Genomic DNA, 16487 nt, shown 5'->3' on the forward strand with positions numbered 1-16487 from the left:
TTCTTCAGGTTAAATTTTTGTTACATACTTATAAATTTTCCCACCCACCTACTTAGATAAAATTTGTGTAACAGTGTTAACGCTAAAAATTAGAATTGACATAGAAATTAAAAATGGGCGAGGTATCCACCATCAACCGCTAAAATCTGACCAGTGATATAGGATGCCGCTGGAGAAGCAAAGAAAACGACAGCACCAGCAATTTCTTTTGGATCTCCCCAACGACCAAGGGAGGTTCGTTTTTCCAACCAAACGGCGATTTCTTTATCGGCAACCACATCTGCATTGCTCTCAGTCGCGAAAAAACCCGGAGCAACACCATTGACAGTTATTCCAAATATTCCCAGTTCAGCAGCAAGAGCGCGAGTTAGTGCTTCGAGTCCACCTTTAGCAGCAGTATACACAGCATCGCCTGCACCTGCGATCGGACCAGCGATTGACGTTATGTTGATGATTTTTCCTTCGCCATTCTTAATCATCAGCTGTGCTGCTTCCTGGCACAGATTGAAGCAAGCAATAAGATTAGTGTCGATTAACCGACGCGCCGCATTCATTTCAAATTCCAAAAAACTGCGGCGCTCGCGCATACCAACATTATTTATGAGGATATCCAGATTCCCGTATTTTTCTCGAATTTCGCTGAACGCTTTTTTAACGGCTGCTTCATCTGTAATATCTAATTGCAATGGCAAAGCTGATCCGCCAACTGCGGTTACAGATGCAACTGCGCGATTTAGCTTTTCATGGTTCCGTCCATTGATAAGAACAAAAGCGCCAGCACTCGCAAGTGCTTTGGTGATTTCTAATCCTAATCCTTGCCCTCCTCCAGTAACTAGGGCAATTTTCCCATCCAATGAAAATTCAGGTGGTGTCACAGCATTTTCTTTCTGAGTTTATGCTTTAACAATTTATCACTTTCAATACAGGAGTTGCCTGAAAAAAGATTATATTCTCATCACTATGATCAGCATATTTACAAAAATATACGCTAGAGATAATAATTTTTAAACTGGTGTAAAATAAAATATAAAATTTACAAATATTTATCATTTAAATTTTTCGTATTTATCAAATTCAAAAAGATTAATCAAAATGCACACAACATCTAAACCTGATCCCATCCGCTTAGAAATATTTAAAAATCTCTATCAATTTATCGCCGAACAAATGGGAATTGTGTTGCAAAACACAGCCACATCAGTGAATATCAAAGAAAGGCTAGATTTCTCCTGCGCTATTTTTGACTCATTGGGATTACTAGTAGCAAATGCCCCACACATTCCCGTACATTTAGGCTCAATGAGTGAAAGTGTCCGCAGTTTAATTAACGATAAAGGCGACACCCTAAAACCAGGAAATGTTTATCTATCTAATAACCCCTATAACGGCGGCACACACCTTCCTGATGTCACTGCAATTACTCCTGTTTTTTTGGAAAGTATTGAAAATACTCTATTCTCCACTCCCCTATTTTTCGTTGCTTCTCGCGGACACCAGGCAGATATTGGTGGAATTACTCCCGGTTCAATGCCTCCCCACAGCACCACAGTAGAAGAAGAAGGAATTCTTTTTGATAATTTTCTCTTGGTTGAAGAGGGAAATTTTCAAGAAACCTTAGTCAGACAGCACCTCTCAAATCATACTTATCCTGCTCGTAAACCTGACCAAAATCTAGCCGATTTCAAAGCCCAAATTGCCGCAAATGAACGGGGAGTGCAAGAACTTTGTAAAATGGTTTTACAATACGGAATTGATACTGTTCAAGCTTATATGACATTAGTGCAAGCTAATGCTGAGGAGTCTGTGAGACGTGCGATCGCAGTTCTCAAGGATGGCTCATTTACTTATAAAATGGATGATGGTTCTCAAATTCAAGTTAAAGTGACGATTTACCCAGAAAACCGCAGTGCTACCATTGATTTTACAGGAACTTCTCTACAACTAAATAGTAATTTTAATGCTCCCAAAGCCGTAACTCAAGCAGCAGTATTATATGTCTTCCGTACTTTAGTTGATGATAATATTCCTCTCAATGCTGGGTGTCTTAATCCTCTAGAAATTATTATCCCGGTTGGTTGTATGCTCAACCCAACCTATCCAGCCGCAGTAGTCGCAGGTAATGTAGAAACTTCTCAAACTATTGTTGATGCTTTATATGGTGCTTTGGGTGTTATGGCTGCTTCTCAAGGAACGATGAATAATTTTACTTTTGGTAATGAGCAATATCAATATTATGAAACTATCTGCGGCGGCTCTGGCGCAGGAATTAATTTTGATGGAACCGATGGTGTTCATTCTCACATGACTAACTCTCGTTTGACCGATCCAGAAGTTTTAGAAACCCGTTATCCTGTACTTTTAGAAAGCTTTAGTCTTCGTCCCGATAGTGGTGGCGAAGGAAAATATTCGGGTGGTAATGGAGTTGTCCGCCGCATTCGATTTCTTGAACCGATGACAGCAAATATTCTCTCTGGTCATCGGGTTATTCCTCCCTTTGGATTAAATGGTGGGAAAGCAGCAAAAGTAGGACGCAACTGGATACAACGTCTGAATGGAATTGAAGAGAATTTAGACAGCACAGCAACAGTAGAGATGAAAACTGGAGATGTTTTTGTGATAGAAACTCCTGGCGGCGGTGGATTTGGTAAATGCTCTTAAATAATCAAAAATTGCTATAAGCTAGCTTCAACTTCCCCAGGAAATTGAGCATCGCCGAAACCACAGCATCCGGCGACTCAATCAAGAAGCCGTGACCTCCACGTTCGATGACTACAAGTTCAGCATTGGGAATACCTTGAGCAAGTTGCTGGGAAAACTTTAGCGGAGTGAGAATATCTTGTTTACCAACCATAACTAAGGTAGGACAATGAATTTGTTGGAGGCGGTCTATTGTGTCACTACTAAGGATAGCTTGGCTGTGATGATAGAGTGAATGAGTTGCAGGTGGGAAAGGATATCTGATCGCAAATTCAATCAGCCCTTCGATCATGTCAGGAATTGAGTAGAAAGCATCTGTAAATATCCAGGGCAATATGACTTTTTCGTAAAGTTTTAGGTCTACATTACTAGGAAGTTCGCCCCAAGTTTCAATGATGCTGTTGAATAATGCATCACCTTTTGCCAAAGATGAGAGTAGCATCAGACTTTTTATCTTTTCAGGGTGTGCTAACACTAACTCTTGGGCTATCTGACTACCCATTGAATGGCCTGCTAGATGTACCTGATTAATTCCGATGCAATCGAGCAATGCTGCAACATCACTAGCCATCTGTTTCAGACTATAGGGGTTTTCGGGAGCAGAACTTCTCCCCATACCTCGGTTATCCAAGCGAATGACTTGATACTGCGAAACCAGCGATGGCATAATTAGCGACCAATAACCATGATCGCAAAGAAAGCCAGCTATTAATAGCAAAGGCTCACCTGTTCCCTTAATGTCGTAGAACAAATCAATCCCGTTAATCTGAACCTTGGGCATAGTAAATAATTCTGATAAACCTTATTTTTAAGCAGGGATAGACAAGGCTAAACTCCTACGTCTTGAATTTCTCGTCCACCGGAATTTGATAGCCATTGGCGAGGCGATTAGTCATATTAGCAGTAGCTGCGATCGCCATTAGCTCCCCGAACATAGTATCATTCATACCCTTGGCACGCGCTGCCGCTGTGTGCGAGGCGATGCAATACTCACAGCCATTCGTTGCACTCACGGCGATATAAATCAGTTCGCGCATCAGTGGATCAATTTCACCAGGGCTAACCATCACTTCCTTTAACGTTTGCCACGTTCTTTGCAGGGTGGGAGGATGGTTAGCTATGGCTTTCCAGAAATTATTAATGTAGTCATTCTGACGTGTAACGCGGATGTCGTCATACACTGCACGTACTTCGTCGCTGGCTTCTTCGTATTCAATCAGCTTAGTCATGTTTTGATTCCATATAGTTTCCCCAGCGAGTGGGAACCCCTAGATTGTAATACTGAGTTGCAATTAAAGATAGTAATATCATGTCCCCCTGGCGTCCATAGGTGAAAATTCTACATTATCTACAAACGACTTGGCATAGACTAGCATTTCTTGGACGATCTACTAGAACAGACTAAACAGGAAATTTACACTATCTTGTCAGAGAAATAGGTGGGGTAGTCCATGAAAAAATTCCTACAGCGTATTAAAGCATTACTCAAACGTATCCTCAAGAAGTCTGCATCCAATTCTCATCAACCATCGCCTCTAATAAATACTCGATTAGAAACTTCTATTCCAACCGTTTCTCCCCGATGGGAATCTGGTTTGGTGCTTGTGTGTTCGCAATGTGCAAACGAGCGGTTAGGCTCAACGGCTTCCGAAGACTTAGAGAATTGGTTGAAATCTCGTTTAAAGTTTGAGGGATTATGGGGTGATTTTCGGGTGGTTAGCACCAGTTGTTTAGGAGTTTGTCCCCGCATGGGCATTACTGTAGTTATTGTAAGTAATGGAAGTCACGGGAATAGTCCATGCTTAATTGTAAATCCTCGAAGCGATCGCGAACTTCTCTATTTATATATCAAGCAGAATAAAGACTGACTGCAAAGGTTGTTTATCTTGCACTATATTTTACTCAAGTGGCAAATAAAAAAGGGGGTGAATATTTTAATTCACCCCTTTTTCAAGGTCATAAGAGAAGTAAAGAATACTTATCCAACCCGTATTAGTGTTATTCCAATCTAAATAATTATTCTTTTAAACGAGGTATATTTGGTCTTACAAAGGTAGCTGAGGAATTAGTGCTTCGGGCATTAGTGCTTGAAGAAGCAGTAGTTGGCGAACTGAGATTCAAGAAATCAATGAGTTTAAGGGTACGATTACGAATTTTCCAGATCCCATTTGTTTTGACGACTTTATCTTCATAAGTGCCATTAGCGACATCAATGCTAGTTTCTGAACGTTTGTGAGTAGCATGGAGATAAGAGGTCATCGTTGCTTTATTATTCTCAACTGAAATGTTTATTGTACCCATCAAGTGTTGAGTAGCTGTATAACCATTTCCTTGGAATACTGAATAGACAAAATCTGCCCAAGAATCTGTCCCATAATTTGTTTGAGTTGCCCCATCAGGAAAAATCGCAGTGAGGACTGAATCTTGAGTAAAGCAATCTCGATAAATATTCTTTCCTTCTTGGAGATTTCCTCTACCAATGGCGTCAGTTCCCAGAGCGTAACAGGATGTTAATTTTTGAATTTCTAGTTCTGCGTTAGGTTGAGTTGCACTTGCTACCTCAAACTTACCTCCAACAAACAGCACAAGAGTGACTGCAAGCACAATTAAAGTTATACGATTTAACAGAAACGAAATAGCCTTTGAAACTATTCCCCCATTTTGTCTTCTTTTATCCACAAGATGACTCCCTTAATTATTTACGATTTTCGCATCTTGTACTTTACTACAAACTAAAGTTTTAGCTAATAATTTTAGCTCATAAAAACTAGCTAATATGCTTGTAGATTTTACTAGTAATTACGTTTTATATCTGCTAGAAAATCTCTTTTCTAGTAAATGATAAAGCTAGTACATACAAGATTTGATGTATACAATTAGTTATAACAGTTAATTGACAATTTACAAGTGTTAATTATGACTAAGTTTATGTTGATTTGATTAAGTAATCAAGTCACTACTTACATAGTTTTATTAACAGGAAAATGAATTTTAGTTTCCCAATTTTTAGAAATCAAATAGAATTACTATAGCAATCCTGTAATATTCGTGATAAACTCCTCAACATATTTGAGAAGTAGGTAATCTGCCGCTAAAACTATCAAAAATTCCTTATTCTCCCAAAATGGGCAGAGAAATTATAAATTGTGTCCCTTCTCCCAAGACTGATTCGCAAATCAAATTTCCACCATGATTTTCAACTATGATTTGCCGACTAATAGATAATCCTAATCCTGTACCTTTTCCTACGCATTTGGTAGTAAACAAATTTTCAAAGATGCATCTTTTAACTTCTTCAGGCATTCCTTTGGCATTATCTTGAATCTTAATTACCACCTTGTGATTATCTACTTGTAGAAAAGTCTCAATAGTAATAATATTCGGATACTTTTCTTGAATTTCTAAAAAATTATGGCCGATATTTGCTTCTTCTAAAGCATCGATTGCATTGGCAATAATATTCATAAACACCTGATTCAATTGTCCCAAATAGCATTTTACTAATGGGATATCTGCATAATTTTTAATGATTTTAATTGCTGGACGATTATGATCGGCTTTCAGACGATGTTGTAAAATCATCAAAGTACTATCAATACCTTCATGGATGTTAGCTAACACTTTAGAGGTAGTGTCAGCACGAGAAAAAGTACGGAGAGAAGTACTAATATTACGAATGCGCTGTGTTCCCACTGTCATACCATCAATCATTTTAGGTAAATCTTTTATGAGGAAATCTATATCTATCTCTTCGGCTTTTTCTTCAATTTCAGCGCCAGGACTGGGGAATTTTTCTCGGTACAGTTGCAGATAGTCTATTAAATCTTTAACAATATCTTTTGCTTGGGCAATACTACCTGTAATAAAACCAATAGGGTTATTTATTTCGTGTGCTACACCTGCAACTAAATTACCCAGAGAAGACATTTTTTCACTTTGGATAAGTTGTAGTTGTGCTTCTTGTAAATCTTTTATCGATTGTTCTAATTCTTTAGATTTCTCTTGTGCCCTTGTGTACAAGCTGGCATTTTCTATGGCAATAGCCATTTGTGAAACTAAAACTTTTAATACCTCTACCCTTTCTAGAACAAAAGCTCCTGATGATAACTGGTTTTCTAAATAAATAATACCAGTAAGCTGTGATTGGTACATAATGGGCAAACAAAAGATTGATTTTGTTTGAGATTTTTGGATATAGATATCAAAATTAAAAGGTTCTGTAACTATTGCATCATTTAATACAATATATTGCTGAGTTCGGAGAACGTAATTAATCACAGATAGCGGTAAATCTTGATAGGTTTCAACAGGAATAGAACGTAAAACCGTCACCACATCGTCAGTAGCATTTCCAGAAGCTTCAATATACAGGTGATTATCTTTAAGTAGGAGGAGTACTGCTTTTTGTGCAGCAGCATTTTCTAGTAAAATTTGGATCAGCTTACCCAATAAATTTTCTAAAACAATTTCATTAGTAATCGCTTGTGAAAATTTGATGAATGCATTAAAATCTAGGAAATCGCTCAAGCTGCTATTAGTAGTAGTGTTAGTAGTAATATGAGTTGTATCAAGTTTTGAACTAGTGTTTTCTATGGTAGTAGTTTGTCCTACTAGAAAAACATACTTTGATTCTAAGTGTTTAACTTTAGCGATCGCACCCCAACGAATATAGGCATAATAGGCTTTAGTTATATAAGTTTGATGAATTAATTCTTTACCTAGAGACTGATAAAATTTTCCAGCTAACTCATAGGCTAAAGCTTCTTCTTGGAGAAAACCATTTGCTTGAGATTTGGCAATAGAGTTTTCATAATAGTTCATTGCTTCTAGCTTTTGACCCAAAACTTGATACCGTTCTGCCTCCACGAGATAAAATCTGTGTAAGTGATTTGTGGGAGCATGAGTAGCCCAGAGTTCCATCTTTTGCTGATTAGCTTGGACTTTTTCTAAAATAGCTTGCTTCTCAGGCTCTTTAGCAGTATGATATATTGCCAAGTGGGCTAAAGAATCGTAGAAATAAAACACTGGAACAACAAACAAACCTGTAACACCACCTAAAGATTTTTCTGCGATCGCAGCATTTTCTACAGCTTTAAAGTACTCCCCAAATATATAAGAGAGCATTAACTTATTAACAAATAAATGGTTAATTGTGTAAAGGTCATTTACTTGCTGATGAATGGGCAGCATACTTTGTTCGTCGTAAGCTTCTCCAATTAAACAGTCCACATTTTCAAAACTTCCTTTCAAGTTCAAAACTGTTTGCAAATACACTGAGTTCCAAGTGAAGGCTACTTGTTGCTTGATTTTTTTCAGTGAATCACAATAAGCTATCAGTTCTTTTTCTAAAACCCAAAGTTCCTTACCCATCCAAAATGAATGATAAGGATAAATGTAACCACAATAACCAGCATATTCTAAATCTCCAGTTTCCAGACCACTAGAATATCCTGACATTGATGATGTTAATGTCTCTCTAACATGCTCTTTCCAATGCATCACATGGGCACTAACAACCGTCAGAATTTTTGCCTTGAGTTCTTCAGCATTAAATTGTGACACCAGGCGTGAAGCTAATTTCCCAAATTCATAGCCAGAATCAATTTCTCCTTGAACTCCACAAAGAAGTAATCCATAAAGACTATAACCATAGGCAGATACAGCTGTATTTCCATAACTTAAGGACAAATTGACCATTTTACAGACAATAATTGGCATCATTGCAGGAGCAGTTTGAAAAGCCGCAGGGAGAACTCCCATTAAGATTCTCATCGCTGCAATTTTGTTAGGATCAGTCATTAATGGTAAGTTAATTAAATCTGCAATGGCTTTTCCTTTTAAAGAAGCAGCGATTTCATCCATTCCCTGCTGAATATCAGTTGATGTTGGTTCATCGGGAAAACTTATTCCTAATAATTGCAGAATTGATACTGCGGTTTGAATAGCTTCCAATTGCTTGCTTTGAATGATAGAAGCGATAATTTGTACTTCATAGACTTTCACTTTATCTAAAAGAATTTTGGCTTTTTGCTGCACCACCTCAGCCCATTTTTGCATCTGCTCAAAATCACCGCCCAGATATGCTACTTCTGCTGCTCCTTCATATAAACCGATGGTTAAGGTATATTCAGTTTGCCAAGAGTCTATATTTAAAAGTTCTATCCCATTTGTGAAGTACTTAAGAGCCACTTCGTAAGCTGTAGAAGCTTTAGCTTTTCGTCCGGCAATTAAATTTAATCGTGCCAATTCAGTTTTTTCAGATTGCTCTATCAGGTTAACAATACCTACATTCAACTGATTGACAATATCAAAAATATTAGCTTCTATATCCTCTTTAGGTATATTTTGGAGAAGCAATTGCCCAATTTTCAGATGAGTAGATTTCTTCAGTTGTTCTGGAATTAACGAATACGCTGCTTGTTGTACTCTGTCATGCAAGAACTTGTAACCCACCCGTGAAGTATCGAAATTTAAATTAACCGCTTCTTCTTGATTAAAAACTAAAGGAATGCGGTAAGCTTCACTTAAAGGCAGAATTAATCCCGCTTGCAAAGCCGAATGTAAATCATTCGCTGTCAAAGAAGGTGATTTTTCATTAACTATCGATAAAATATCCAGACTAAATCTGTCACCTACACAAGCTGCTAATTTTAAAACATCTTGGGTAAACTTTGGTAGTTTCTCAACTCGGCTGGCAACCAACTCAACTACATTTTTATCGGTAATTCCAATTGCCTGAATATCCTCTAGGCTCCATTGCCATTTAGCATTAGTAAAGTCAAATTTTAACAGTTTTTCTTGATGAAGTGCCTGAATTAGTTGTGTTATGAAAAATGGATTTCCACCTGTTTTGTTACAAATCAACTCAGCTAGTTTAATAATTTCTTGGTTAAAGACTCCTGTCTCTTCATCCTGCTTAACCTCTATTTTTTGAAGAGTTTCGGCAACTAGCTGAGTTACATTGCCTAAATTTAAGGGTTGCAATACAAGATTATTAATAACCGTGCCACTATTCTTAATCTCTTCTATTTTTTGGATTAAAGGATGTGCTGAACTAACTTCATTATCTCTATATGCACCAATAAATAAAAAGTATTTGCTATCAGTATCAGTTATGAGCAGTTGAATTAGATTTAAAGTGGCTGAATCGGCCCATTGTAAATCATCTAAAAATATGACTAATGGGTGTTCTTTTTGTGTAAAAACTTGGATAAATTCTTTAAAAACATGATTGAAGCGATTTTGTGATTCTGTTGCACCAATTTGGGCAACTTCCGGTTGTGTACCGATGATTAACTCTACTTCTGGAATTACGTCAGTAATAACTTTTCCATTTGTTCCTAAAGCTGATAATATTTTACTACGCCATATTTCTATTTTTTCATTATTCTCGGTTAGCAAATACCGCATTAAATATGCAAAAGCCTGAATTAAAGAAGCATAGGGTATATTTCGCTTTAACTGATCAAATTTACCAGAAATAAAGTACCCTTGTCTGCGAGTAATGGGTTTATTAACTTCGTTGACTAGAACTGATTTGCCTATTCCAGAATAACCAGAAACTAGCATCATTTCACTAGTTCCAGATGTAACTCGCTCAAATGCAGCTAAAAGTTCATTAACTTGTTCTTCACGACCATATAATTTTTGAGGAATTAATAACTGGCTCAATATATCCAAACGACCGGGAACAAAATCAGTAATAATTCTTTTGGTTTCTAACTGGTTGAGACATGATTCTAAATCTGCTAATAATCCTGTAGCACTTTGATATCTGTCTTCAGCATTTTTCGCCATCAGCTGCATCACAATTTCAGAGATAGCGGTAGGAATTTGTGAATTTAATGATTGCGGGTTTCTCGCTTGAACTGCAATGTGACTATAAACTACTTCTAGGGGATCTTGGCTAATAAATGGTATTTTATCAGTGAGCATTTCATATAAAGTCACGCCAAGAGAATAAAAGTCAGTGCGATAATCAAGAATGCGATTCATTCTCCCAGTTTGTTCAGGAGACATATAGGCAAGTGTGCCTTCAACGCAGTTAGGGTTATTAAATTGGGGATTTTCCTTATTGAGACGTGAGGCTATACCAAAGTCAGCGAGTTTAACAATACCTGTCTGGGAGTTAATTATGATGTTATTAGGTTTGATATCTTTATGAATAATCTGGTTATTATGCAAATAATCTAAAGCTTTAGTTAGCTGAATAGCAATCTTTAAATGGTTAATTAAATCAAGCTTTTTTGTTTGTAGAAGTTGAGATAAAGACTGACCACCAAAGTCTTCTAACAACAATCCCACACGATTTCCAAAGGTTTCTAGGCTGATAGCTTTAACTATATTGGGATGGTCTAAACCTTGCTGAATTTGATACTCATTTTTAATCCGAGTAAAGGCTTCGAGAGTCGGATATTCATTTTTAAGCAGCTTGAGGATAACTCGCTGTTGCGTCTTTGGCGTTTGTGCTTGATAAATAATTGTTTGGATTCCTTCGTGGAGAGTCGAGTTGATTTGGTATCCAGTAAGATTTGGCATTGATTTTTGACTATAAAGTTATAAAATTAGCATCATCCCTGTTCTATCGTGAAAGGGATTCTAGTTTAATTATTCCCACTACGTAGAGAATTATTAACATTGGGCTTCAGTATCCAATGGTTGTAAATTAAAAAGCGATTATTTCCTGGTAACGAAAACTAGCGGCTAAAATCTGACTGTAACTTTTACGCCAACCGCAGATAAGGACACTTCTGTAAAAATCCAGATGCCTTATTATGGGCATCCAAATTATGAGTATGCGTTGGCGTAGGTCGAATAATGCCGCCAAATAGGTCATCTAACCCGTAGGGTGTGAAAAATTGCCATTGTCTTTGAGCATTTAGTCGAACTCCCACAGCAGTAGCGGTGTGCAGCCAATCTGTGATGCCATCCTCTGTACTAGTATAAGGTCTGCTACCAAGACGCCAACGAGCAAAACTGGCTTGATTTTTAACATCAAACTCGTCATCAGGAAATTGTTCTGTGAGAGTAGCTTTTGCTGCTAGTTCTTGGGAACGGTTCCCCTCTATATCAAAGAATGCAATATCAAAATCTTTAATACCTAACCCACAGTCATTGCCAAAAATTGAAGACCAAACGGTGTTTCGGACTGCACCCCCGGCTAACCACCAGTTAGGTAGATTTAGTTGAGCGATCGCAGGTAATACTGTATTAATACGTGTATCAGCTAAAATCATCTGTAGGCGAGTGTTACTATTCATATCAAATTTCTGGGATTGTCAAGTAGAAGGTGAAAATATTATCATTCACATTTCATTAAACTTACGGTGTTGATAGTCCTGTTGTGACACTTGGCAAGTCAATGTTTATCAGGAGAACTTCTGTAGTCATAGTATAAAGAAAACAGGTTAAACAGAAGGTTAAATTGTGAATTTAGAATTTAGAATTTTTATTTATGGAAGATTTATTTGCGCGACTAGAACGCACACTCAATCCTGAACTACCTTCTCTAACAGAGTCACAACAACAACTCCTCCAAGAACTCAGTATTGATGAAAATCAACCCGGTACGATTCTGCATGACTTTCAAACCCTGATAGATTTCTTACAACCAAACGGAGTGGAAGTTAGTAGTATTAATAACCTTCTACCGCTAAAAGTCCTATCAGAAGTTAATTCTCGGTTAAGTCACCCAATTGAAACCAAACTCAAACGCCCTGTACAGAAATCATACCCATACATTAATGGACTATATCTGTTATTACGCAGTTCTGGAATAGCCCAAATTAAATCCCAAGGGAAGAAGCAGGTTTTAGTTTTAGATGCAGCAACTTTGCAATCATGGTTAAGCCTCAACCTAACAGAACGCTATTTCAACTTATTAGAAGCTTGGTTGATTTGGGGAAATAACGAAGTTTTGGGTGAACATCAAGATTCATTAGGGAACTTATTTAGATGTATTCAACTTTGGCCCCGCGTCCCAGATAAAGGTTTAAAATTCACTAAATATGAAGATCAAAACAATATTAGTTATTATCCCGGACTGCATAATGTTGCCCTGTTAGAGTTATTTGGATTGTTATCTATCAAACATGGCAAACCACAAGAAGGTAAGGGATGGCGCATTACTGGTTTACAACGCTTGCCCTTTGGTGATGCTCTATTGCAATTACTTTTTCCACTGGGTATACGAGGAGAATTACAGGATGATGTGAATGTGACTTTTGGAAAATTACAGTCACATTTCCAACCATTTTTTCCAGAATGGGAGCATAATTTACTTGTTCCCAAGCAAGGCTTCACTGATGGTATTTATATTTTTAAAGTATCCCTTTTTAAGGCTTGGCGACGCATTGCCATACCAGCAAAAAAACCATTAAGCTGGCTAGCAGAGATAATTCTCGATGCTTTTGACTTTGATTACGATCACCTGTACGAGTTTAGTTATAAAGACCATTTTGGTCGCATCATAAAAATTGGTCATGCCTACATGGAAACACCCCCATTTGCCGACCAAGTGCAGATTGGTGATTTATCTCTAGAACCGGGTGGTAAAATGACCTATCTTTATGATTTTGGTGACAACTGGAAATTTGATGTGCAGTTAGAAGCAATTAATCCACCTGATAACAAAATCAAAAAACCGAAGATTTTAGAAGTTCACGGAAATGCACCTCAACAGTATTGGAGTGAGGATGATGAATCGGATGAAGATGAAGAATGAGAAGGATTTAGGTAAGTGTAGATAATGAAAGTTTCTTGTGTTCTCATGTCTTCTGTTTGTGTCTCTTAAAACCCGCTTTAAGATTGAGAAAGTTTTAGTTACAATAAGGCAATACAAATTGTTAGGAGATAAAACCTGTGAGTCTTCCATATACTGGAAGTTGTCAATGTGGACAGATTCGTTATGAAATTAATGCCCAACCGTTAACACTTTATCTGTGCCACTGCAAGGAGTGTCAAAAACAATCGTCTAGTGCCTTTGGTATGTCTCTTACAGTATTACGAGATGCTGTTGTAATTGTTCAGGGAAAACCAAAAGCTTGGACTCGGAAAAATGATAGCGGACGTGAAGTAAATAACCTATTCTGTGGCGACTGCGGAACGCGATTGTTCCATGAAAGGACTTACAATTCAAATACTATTAATGTCAAAGCTGGAACCTTAGATGATACAAGTTGGTTACGCCCAGTGGGTAACATTTGGACACGCAGTGCCCAATCATGGGTGATAATTTCAGACCAATTGCTCAACTATGACGGACAACCAGAAGATACGCAGGCTTTATGGGAAAAATGGAAACAACAACATCCATAAATGCATAACTCCTGATATTAGACATCATACTTATGATACTTAAAGTATCTAACTCATCATTGTACTAAAGAAGATAATAATAAAATTTTACTGGTAAAATGCTTTAATGAACATATTAGATTATTTAAAACAGTAATAGTAAACTTAAATTATAAGTTCAGCTTGTGTATCATATATAGTTCCACTTGTCTGCAAATCGTTAATAAAGCTAACACACTATTAATATTTCACATGAAAGCTTACTGGACATTTCCAAGCAAGTAATTTAAGTGAAATTGGATAAGTAAGACGATTTTGGTTCATTTTCAACACTTTTAACAGTTATTTCTAGACAAGCTTGATGAAAAACGATACACCACAGGAATTGAACCCAGACCAAGAAATTGGGCGCTTAATTGATGAGGTAATGTCTTCATCTCTGACTGATGAACAGTACCGCAAAAAGATGCAGCGACGCAAAGAAGTGCAAGACAAGCGCATAGCAGAAGCTGTACCGGAAAAAGGGTTAATTATTGTAAATACTGGTAACGGCAAGGGTAAAACCACTGCGGCTTTGGGGATGGTGTTGCGATCGCTCGGTCATGGGTATAAAGTAGCGATCGTTCAATTCATCAAAGGTAGCTGGGAACCTTCCGAAAAAAGGGTCTTCAGTTATTGGGAAGATCAGATAGAATTTCACGCAATGGGCGAAGGCTTTACCTGGGAAACTCAAGACCGCGATCGCGATCTTGACAAAGCTAGCGCCGCATGGGAGAAATCATTAGAATACATCCGCAACCCAGACTTTCATCTAGTGTTGTTAGACGAAATCAATATCGCCCTCAAAATGTCTTACTTACCAGTAGAAGACGTTTTAGCAGGTTTGGCACAAAAACCCGCTAACAAACACGTTATTCTCACAGGTAGAGGCGCACCACCTGCTTTAATTGAGCGTGCTGACTTAGTAACTGAAATGACCCTAGTTAAGCACCCTTTCCGCGATCAAGGTGTGAAAGCACAACCGGGAATTGAATATTAAATCAGAATTCAGAACTCAGAACTCAGAACTCAGAATTGTTAAAAAACCAGGTTTCCGACTCAGCAGAGATCAGAAATCTGGTTTTTAATTCTCGTATGTCATACCAATTTGAAAAAAGAATGCAACACATAGATAATAGATATCACCAATCCTGCCCTTACTAAGGGGTGCGCGTCAGCGCGGGTGGGCTTATCTGTCGTAAACATTTTTTGAATTGGTATCAGATGTGGAAAAGCAGATTTCAAGTTGATGAGGTACAAAGTTTTAGTTCTGAATTCTGAATTCTGCTGTAAGTCCCATTTGTTACTTCTTATTCCAAAGACTTAAAAATGCTTGAGATATGGCTGGGGTAATCTGACTTTGTAAGTGATTTAGTGCATCACGATGGTTTGCATTATTGTCATCATAATAAGTAAACAGATTCGTCAGCTTGACAATTTCAGGATTTTGATCGTTTGTCCCCCTCCATTTGTTAGTAACTTTATGTAAAACGTCCTTGGGTAGATTTTGTTGTAAGTTATTTAATGCTGCGATGTAAGAAGGATTTTGAGGATCTTTTTTGAATTGAAAGCACAAATCTATCAGCTTGAGTTGTGACTGGGGCTGAGGCTGGGGCTTATCTGTTAGACTAGGTTGCTGGAGAATTTGACGCTGTGCAATAGTAGCAATCCCATTTTCAGTTAAACCCTGAGATTTCTGAAATTTCTTGACTGCTGTATAAGTAGCTGGCCCATAAAAAGGCTTGCCTGGAGGAATTTCGGCATTGGTTGCAAAACCGTGAAACTTCAATCTATTCTGAAGTCCTGTGACTGTATCTTCCATGACAGTTCGAGTCTCGGCATCAGCGTTACCATTAACCGTAAGTTTTTGTGAATACTGTTTCTGAAACTTTTTAATCGCTTCTTCAGTAGGATCGTCTGTCAGGGAGTTGTTATTCCGTTTCCAGGGAGCAAATTTAGTGAGATCCGGCTTAGGATCAATCTCAGGAGCTAAATATCCCAATCCGATCAATATATGACGAATGACTTCAGGGCTACTAACAGCCATGCTTTTTGGTTCCTTTGCGATTAAACTACCATTTAATGTATCTTGTTTTACAAAAATTGGGTAAGTAGAAATAAATAAATCTAACATTTCTTATTTGCAAGGCGTTCCGAAAGTTAAGCGATGTGTGACGACAAGCTGCAACTCTTTGAGACTTCGGCGTATGCGACTACAGAGAGTGAAAAAGAAAGAGATGCGATCGCTTATTCTCAACTATTAATGATACTACGTGTTAGGGACACACAGATGTGCGTCCCTACTGCTCTACCCACTACGAACTGAGCAAAATTGATCTGCTGGAGTACTAGCTAACTGACTCTCTGGCATTGACAACATATGAACCTATCCCACTAATACCGAAATATGGTAATCTACTTCTCGTATGAGAGGGGTGTATCTGTGTATGGCTGGG

General features: G+C 37.8%; 12 protein-coding genes. 5 read left to right on the plus strand and 7 right to left on the minus strand.

The genetic code is table 11. The features are described 5' to 3' along the window. Positions 1 to 107 precede the first annotated feature (107 nt). The gene (locus tag HWQ43_RS00125; protein WP_292728604.1) at positions 108 to 875 is read right to left on the minus strand and encodes an SDR family oxidoreductase; all 768 of its coding nucleotides are present in this window, start codon (positions 873 to 875) and stop codon (positions 108 to 110) included. A gap of 217 nt (positions 876 to 1092) precedes the next feature. Here HWQ43_RS00125 and HWQ43_RS00130 point away from each other — a divergent pair, with 217 nt between their 5' ends. Beyond that, on the plus strand, positions 1093 to 2658 hold the full coding sequence (locus HWQ43_RS00130; RefSeq protein WP_292728607.1) for a hydantoinase B/oxoprolinase family protein: 1566 nt from the start codon (positions 1093 to 1095) through the stop codon (positions 2656 to 2658). A 4-nt stretch (positions 2659 to 2662) separates the two neighbouring features. Here the strand turns inward: HWQ43_RS00130 and HWQ43_RS00135 are convergent, their stop codons facing one another. Together HWQ43_RS00135 and HWQ43_RS00140 are read right to left on the minus strand one after the other, a co-directional pair. Further along, the gene (locus HWQ43_RS00135; RefSeq protein WP_292728610.1) at positions 2663 to 3478 is read right to left on the minus strand and encodes an alpha/beta hydrolase; all 816 of its coding nucleotides are present in this window, start codon (positions 3476 to 3478) and stop codon (positions 2663 to 2665) included. 55 nt (positions 3479 to 3533) lie between these two features. After that, positions 3534 to 3926 (minus strand): carboxymuconolactone decarboxylase family protein, encoded by a 393-nt coding sequence (locus tag HWQ43_RS00140; protein WP_292728612.1) that lies wholly within the window; start codon positions 3924 to 3926, stop codon positions 3534 to 3536. A gap of 222 nt (positions 3927 to 4148) precedes the next feature. On the opposite strand from HWQ43_RS00140, the gene HWQ43_RS00145 reads away from it, so the two are divergent. Further along, the gene (locus tag HWQ43_RS00145; protein WP_292728614.1) at positions 4149 to 4565 is read left to right on the plus strand and encodes a (2Fe-2S) ferredoxin domain-containing protein; all 417 of its coding nucleotides are present in this window, start codon (positions 4149 to 4151) and stop codon (positions 4563 to 4565) included. A gap of 148 nt (positions 4566 to 4713) precedes the next feature. Here HWQ43_RS00145 and HWQ43_RS00150 read toward each other — a convergent pair whose 3' ends face one another. From HWQ43_RS00150 to HWQ43_RS00160, 3 genes are all read right to left on the minus strand, one after another. Continuing rightward, a complete protein-coding gene (locus tag HWQ43_RS00150) occupies positions 4714 to 5301 on the minus strand; it encodes a nuclear transport factor 2 family protein (protein ID WP_292728615.1) in 588 nt (195 codons plus the stop codon). A 507-nt stretch (positions 5302 to 5808) separates the two neighbouring features. Next, positions 5809 to 11235, minus strand: a complete 5427-nt coding sequence (locus tag HWQ43_RS00155) for an ATP-binding sensor histidine kinase (protein ID WP_292728618.1) — start codon at positions 11233 to 11235, stop codon at positions 5809 to 5811. Between the two features lie 185 nt (positions 11236 to 11420). Beyond that, complete coding sequence (locus HWQ43_RS00160) at positions 11421 to 11957, minus strand: nucleotidyltransferase family protein (protein ID WP_292728620.1); 537 nt, start codon at positions 11955 to 11957, stop codon at positions 11421 to 11423. Positions 11958 to 12151: 194 nt separating this feature from the next. Here HWQ43_RS00160 and HWQ43_RS00165 point away from each other — a divergent pair, with 194 nt between their 5' ends. The 3 genes from HWQ43_RS00165 to cobO all read left to right on the plus strand — a co-directional run bounded on the left by HWQ43_RS00165 (position 12152) and on the right by cobO (position 15031). Further along, entirely contained in the window at positions 12152 to 13420 is a 1269-nt protein-coding gene (locus HWQ43_RS00165) for a plasmid pRiA4b ORF-3 family protein (RefSeq protein WP_292728622.1), read from the plus strand. A gap of 137 nt (positions 13421 to 13557) precedes the next feature. After that, positions 13558 to 14013 (plus strand): GFA family protein, encoded by a 456-nt coding sequence (locus HWQ43_RS00170; RefSeq protein WP_292728624.1) that lies wholly within the window; start codon positions 13558 to 13560, stop codon positions 14011 to 14013. A gap of 340 nt (positions 14014 to 14353) precedes the next feature. Further along, positions 14354 to 15031, plus strand: coding sequence for a cob(I)yrinic acid a,c-diamide adenosyltransferase (gene cobO, locus HWQ43_RS00175; protein WP_292728626.1), 678 nt, complete (start codon positions 14354 to 14356; stop codon positions 15029 to 15031). Positions 15032 to 15334: 303 nt separating this feature from the next. Here the strand turns inward: cobO and HWQ43_RS00180 are convergent, their stop codons facing one another. Further along, complete coding sequence (locus tag HWQ43_RS00180) at positions 15335 to 16078, minus strand: peptidoglycan-binding domain-containing protein (protein WP_292728628.1); 744 nt, start codon at positions 16076 to 16078, stop codon at positions 15335 to 15337. Between the last annotated feature and the right edge of the window lie 409 nt (positions 16079 to 16487).

This window comes from Nostoc sp. JL31 (genome assembly GCF_017114965.1).
Classification (GTDB): domain Bacteria; phylum Cyanobacteriota; class Cyanobacteriia; order Cyanobacteriales; family Nostocaceae; genus Nostoc; species Nostoc punctiforme_A.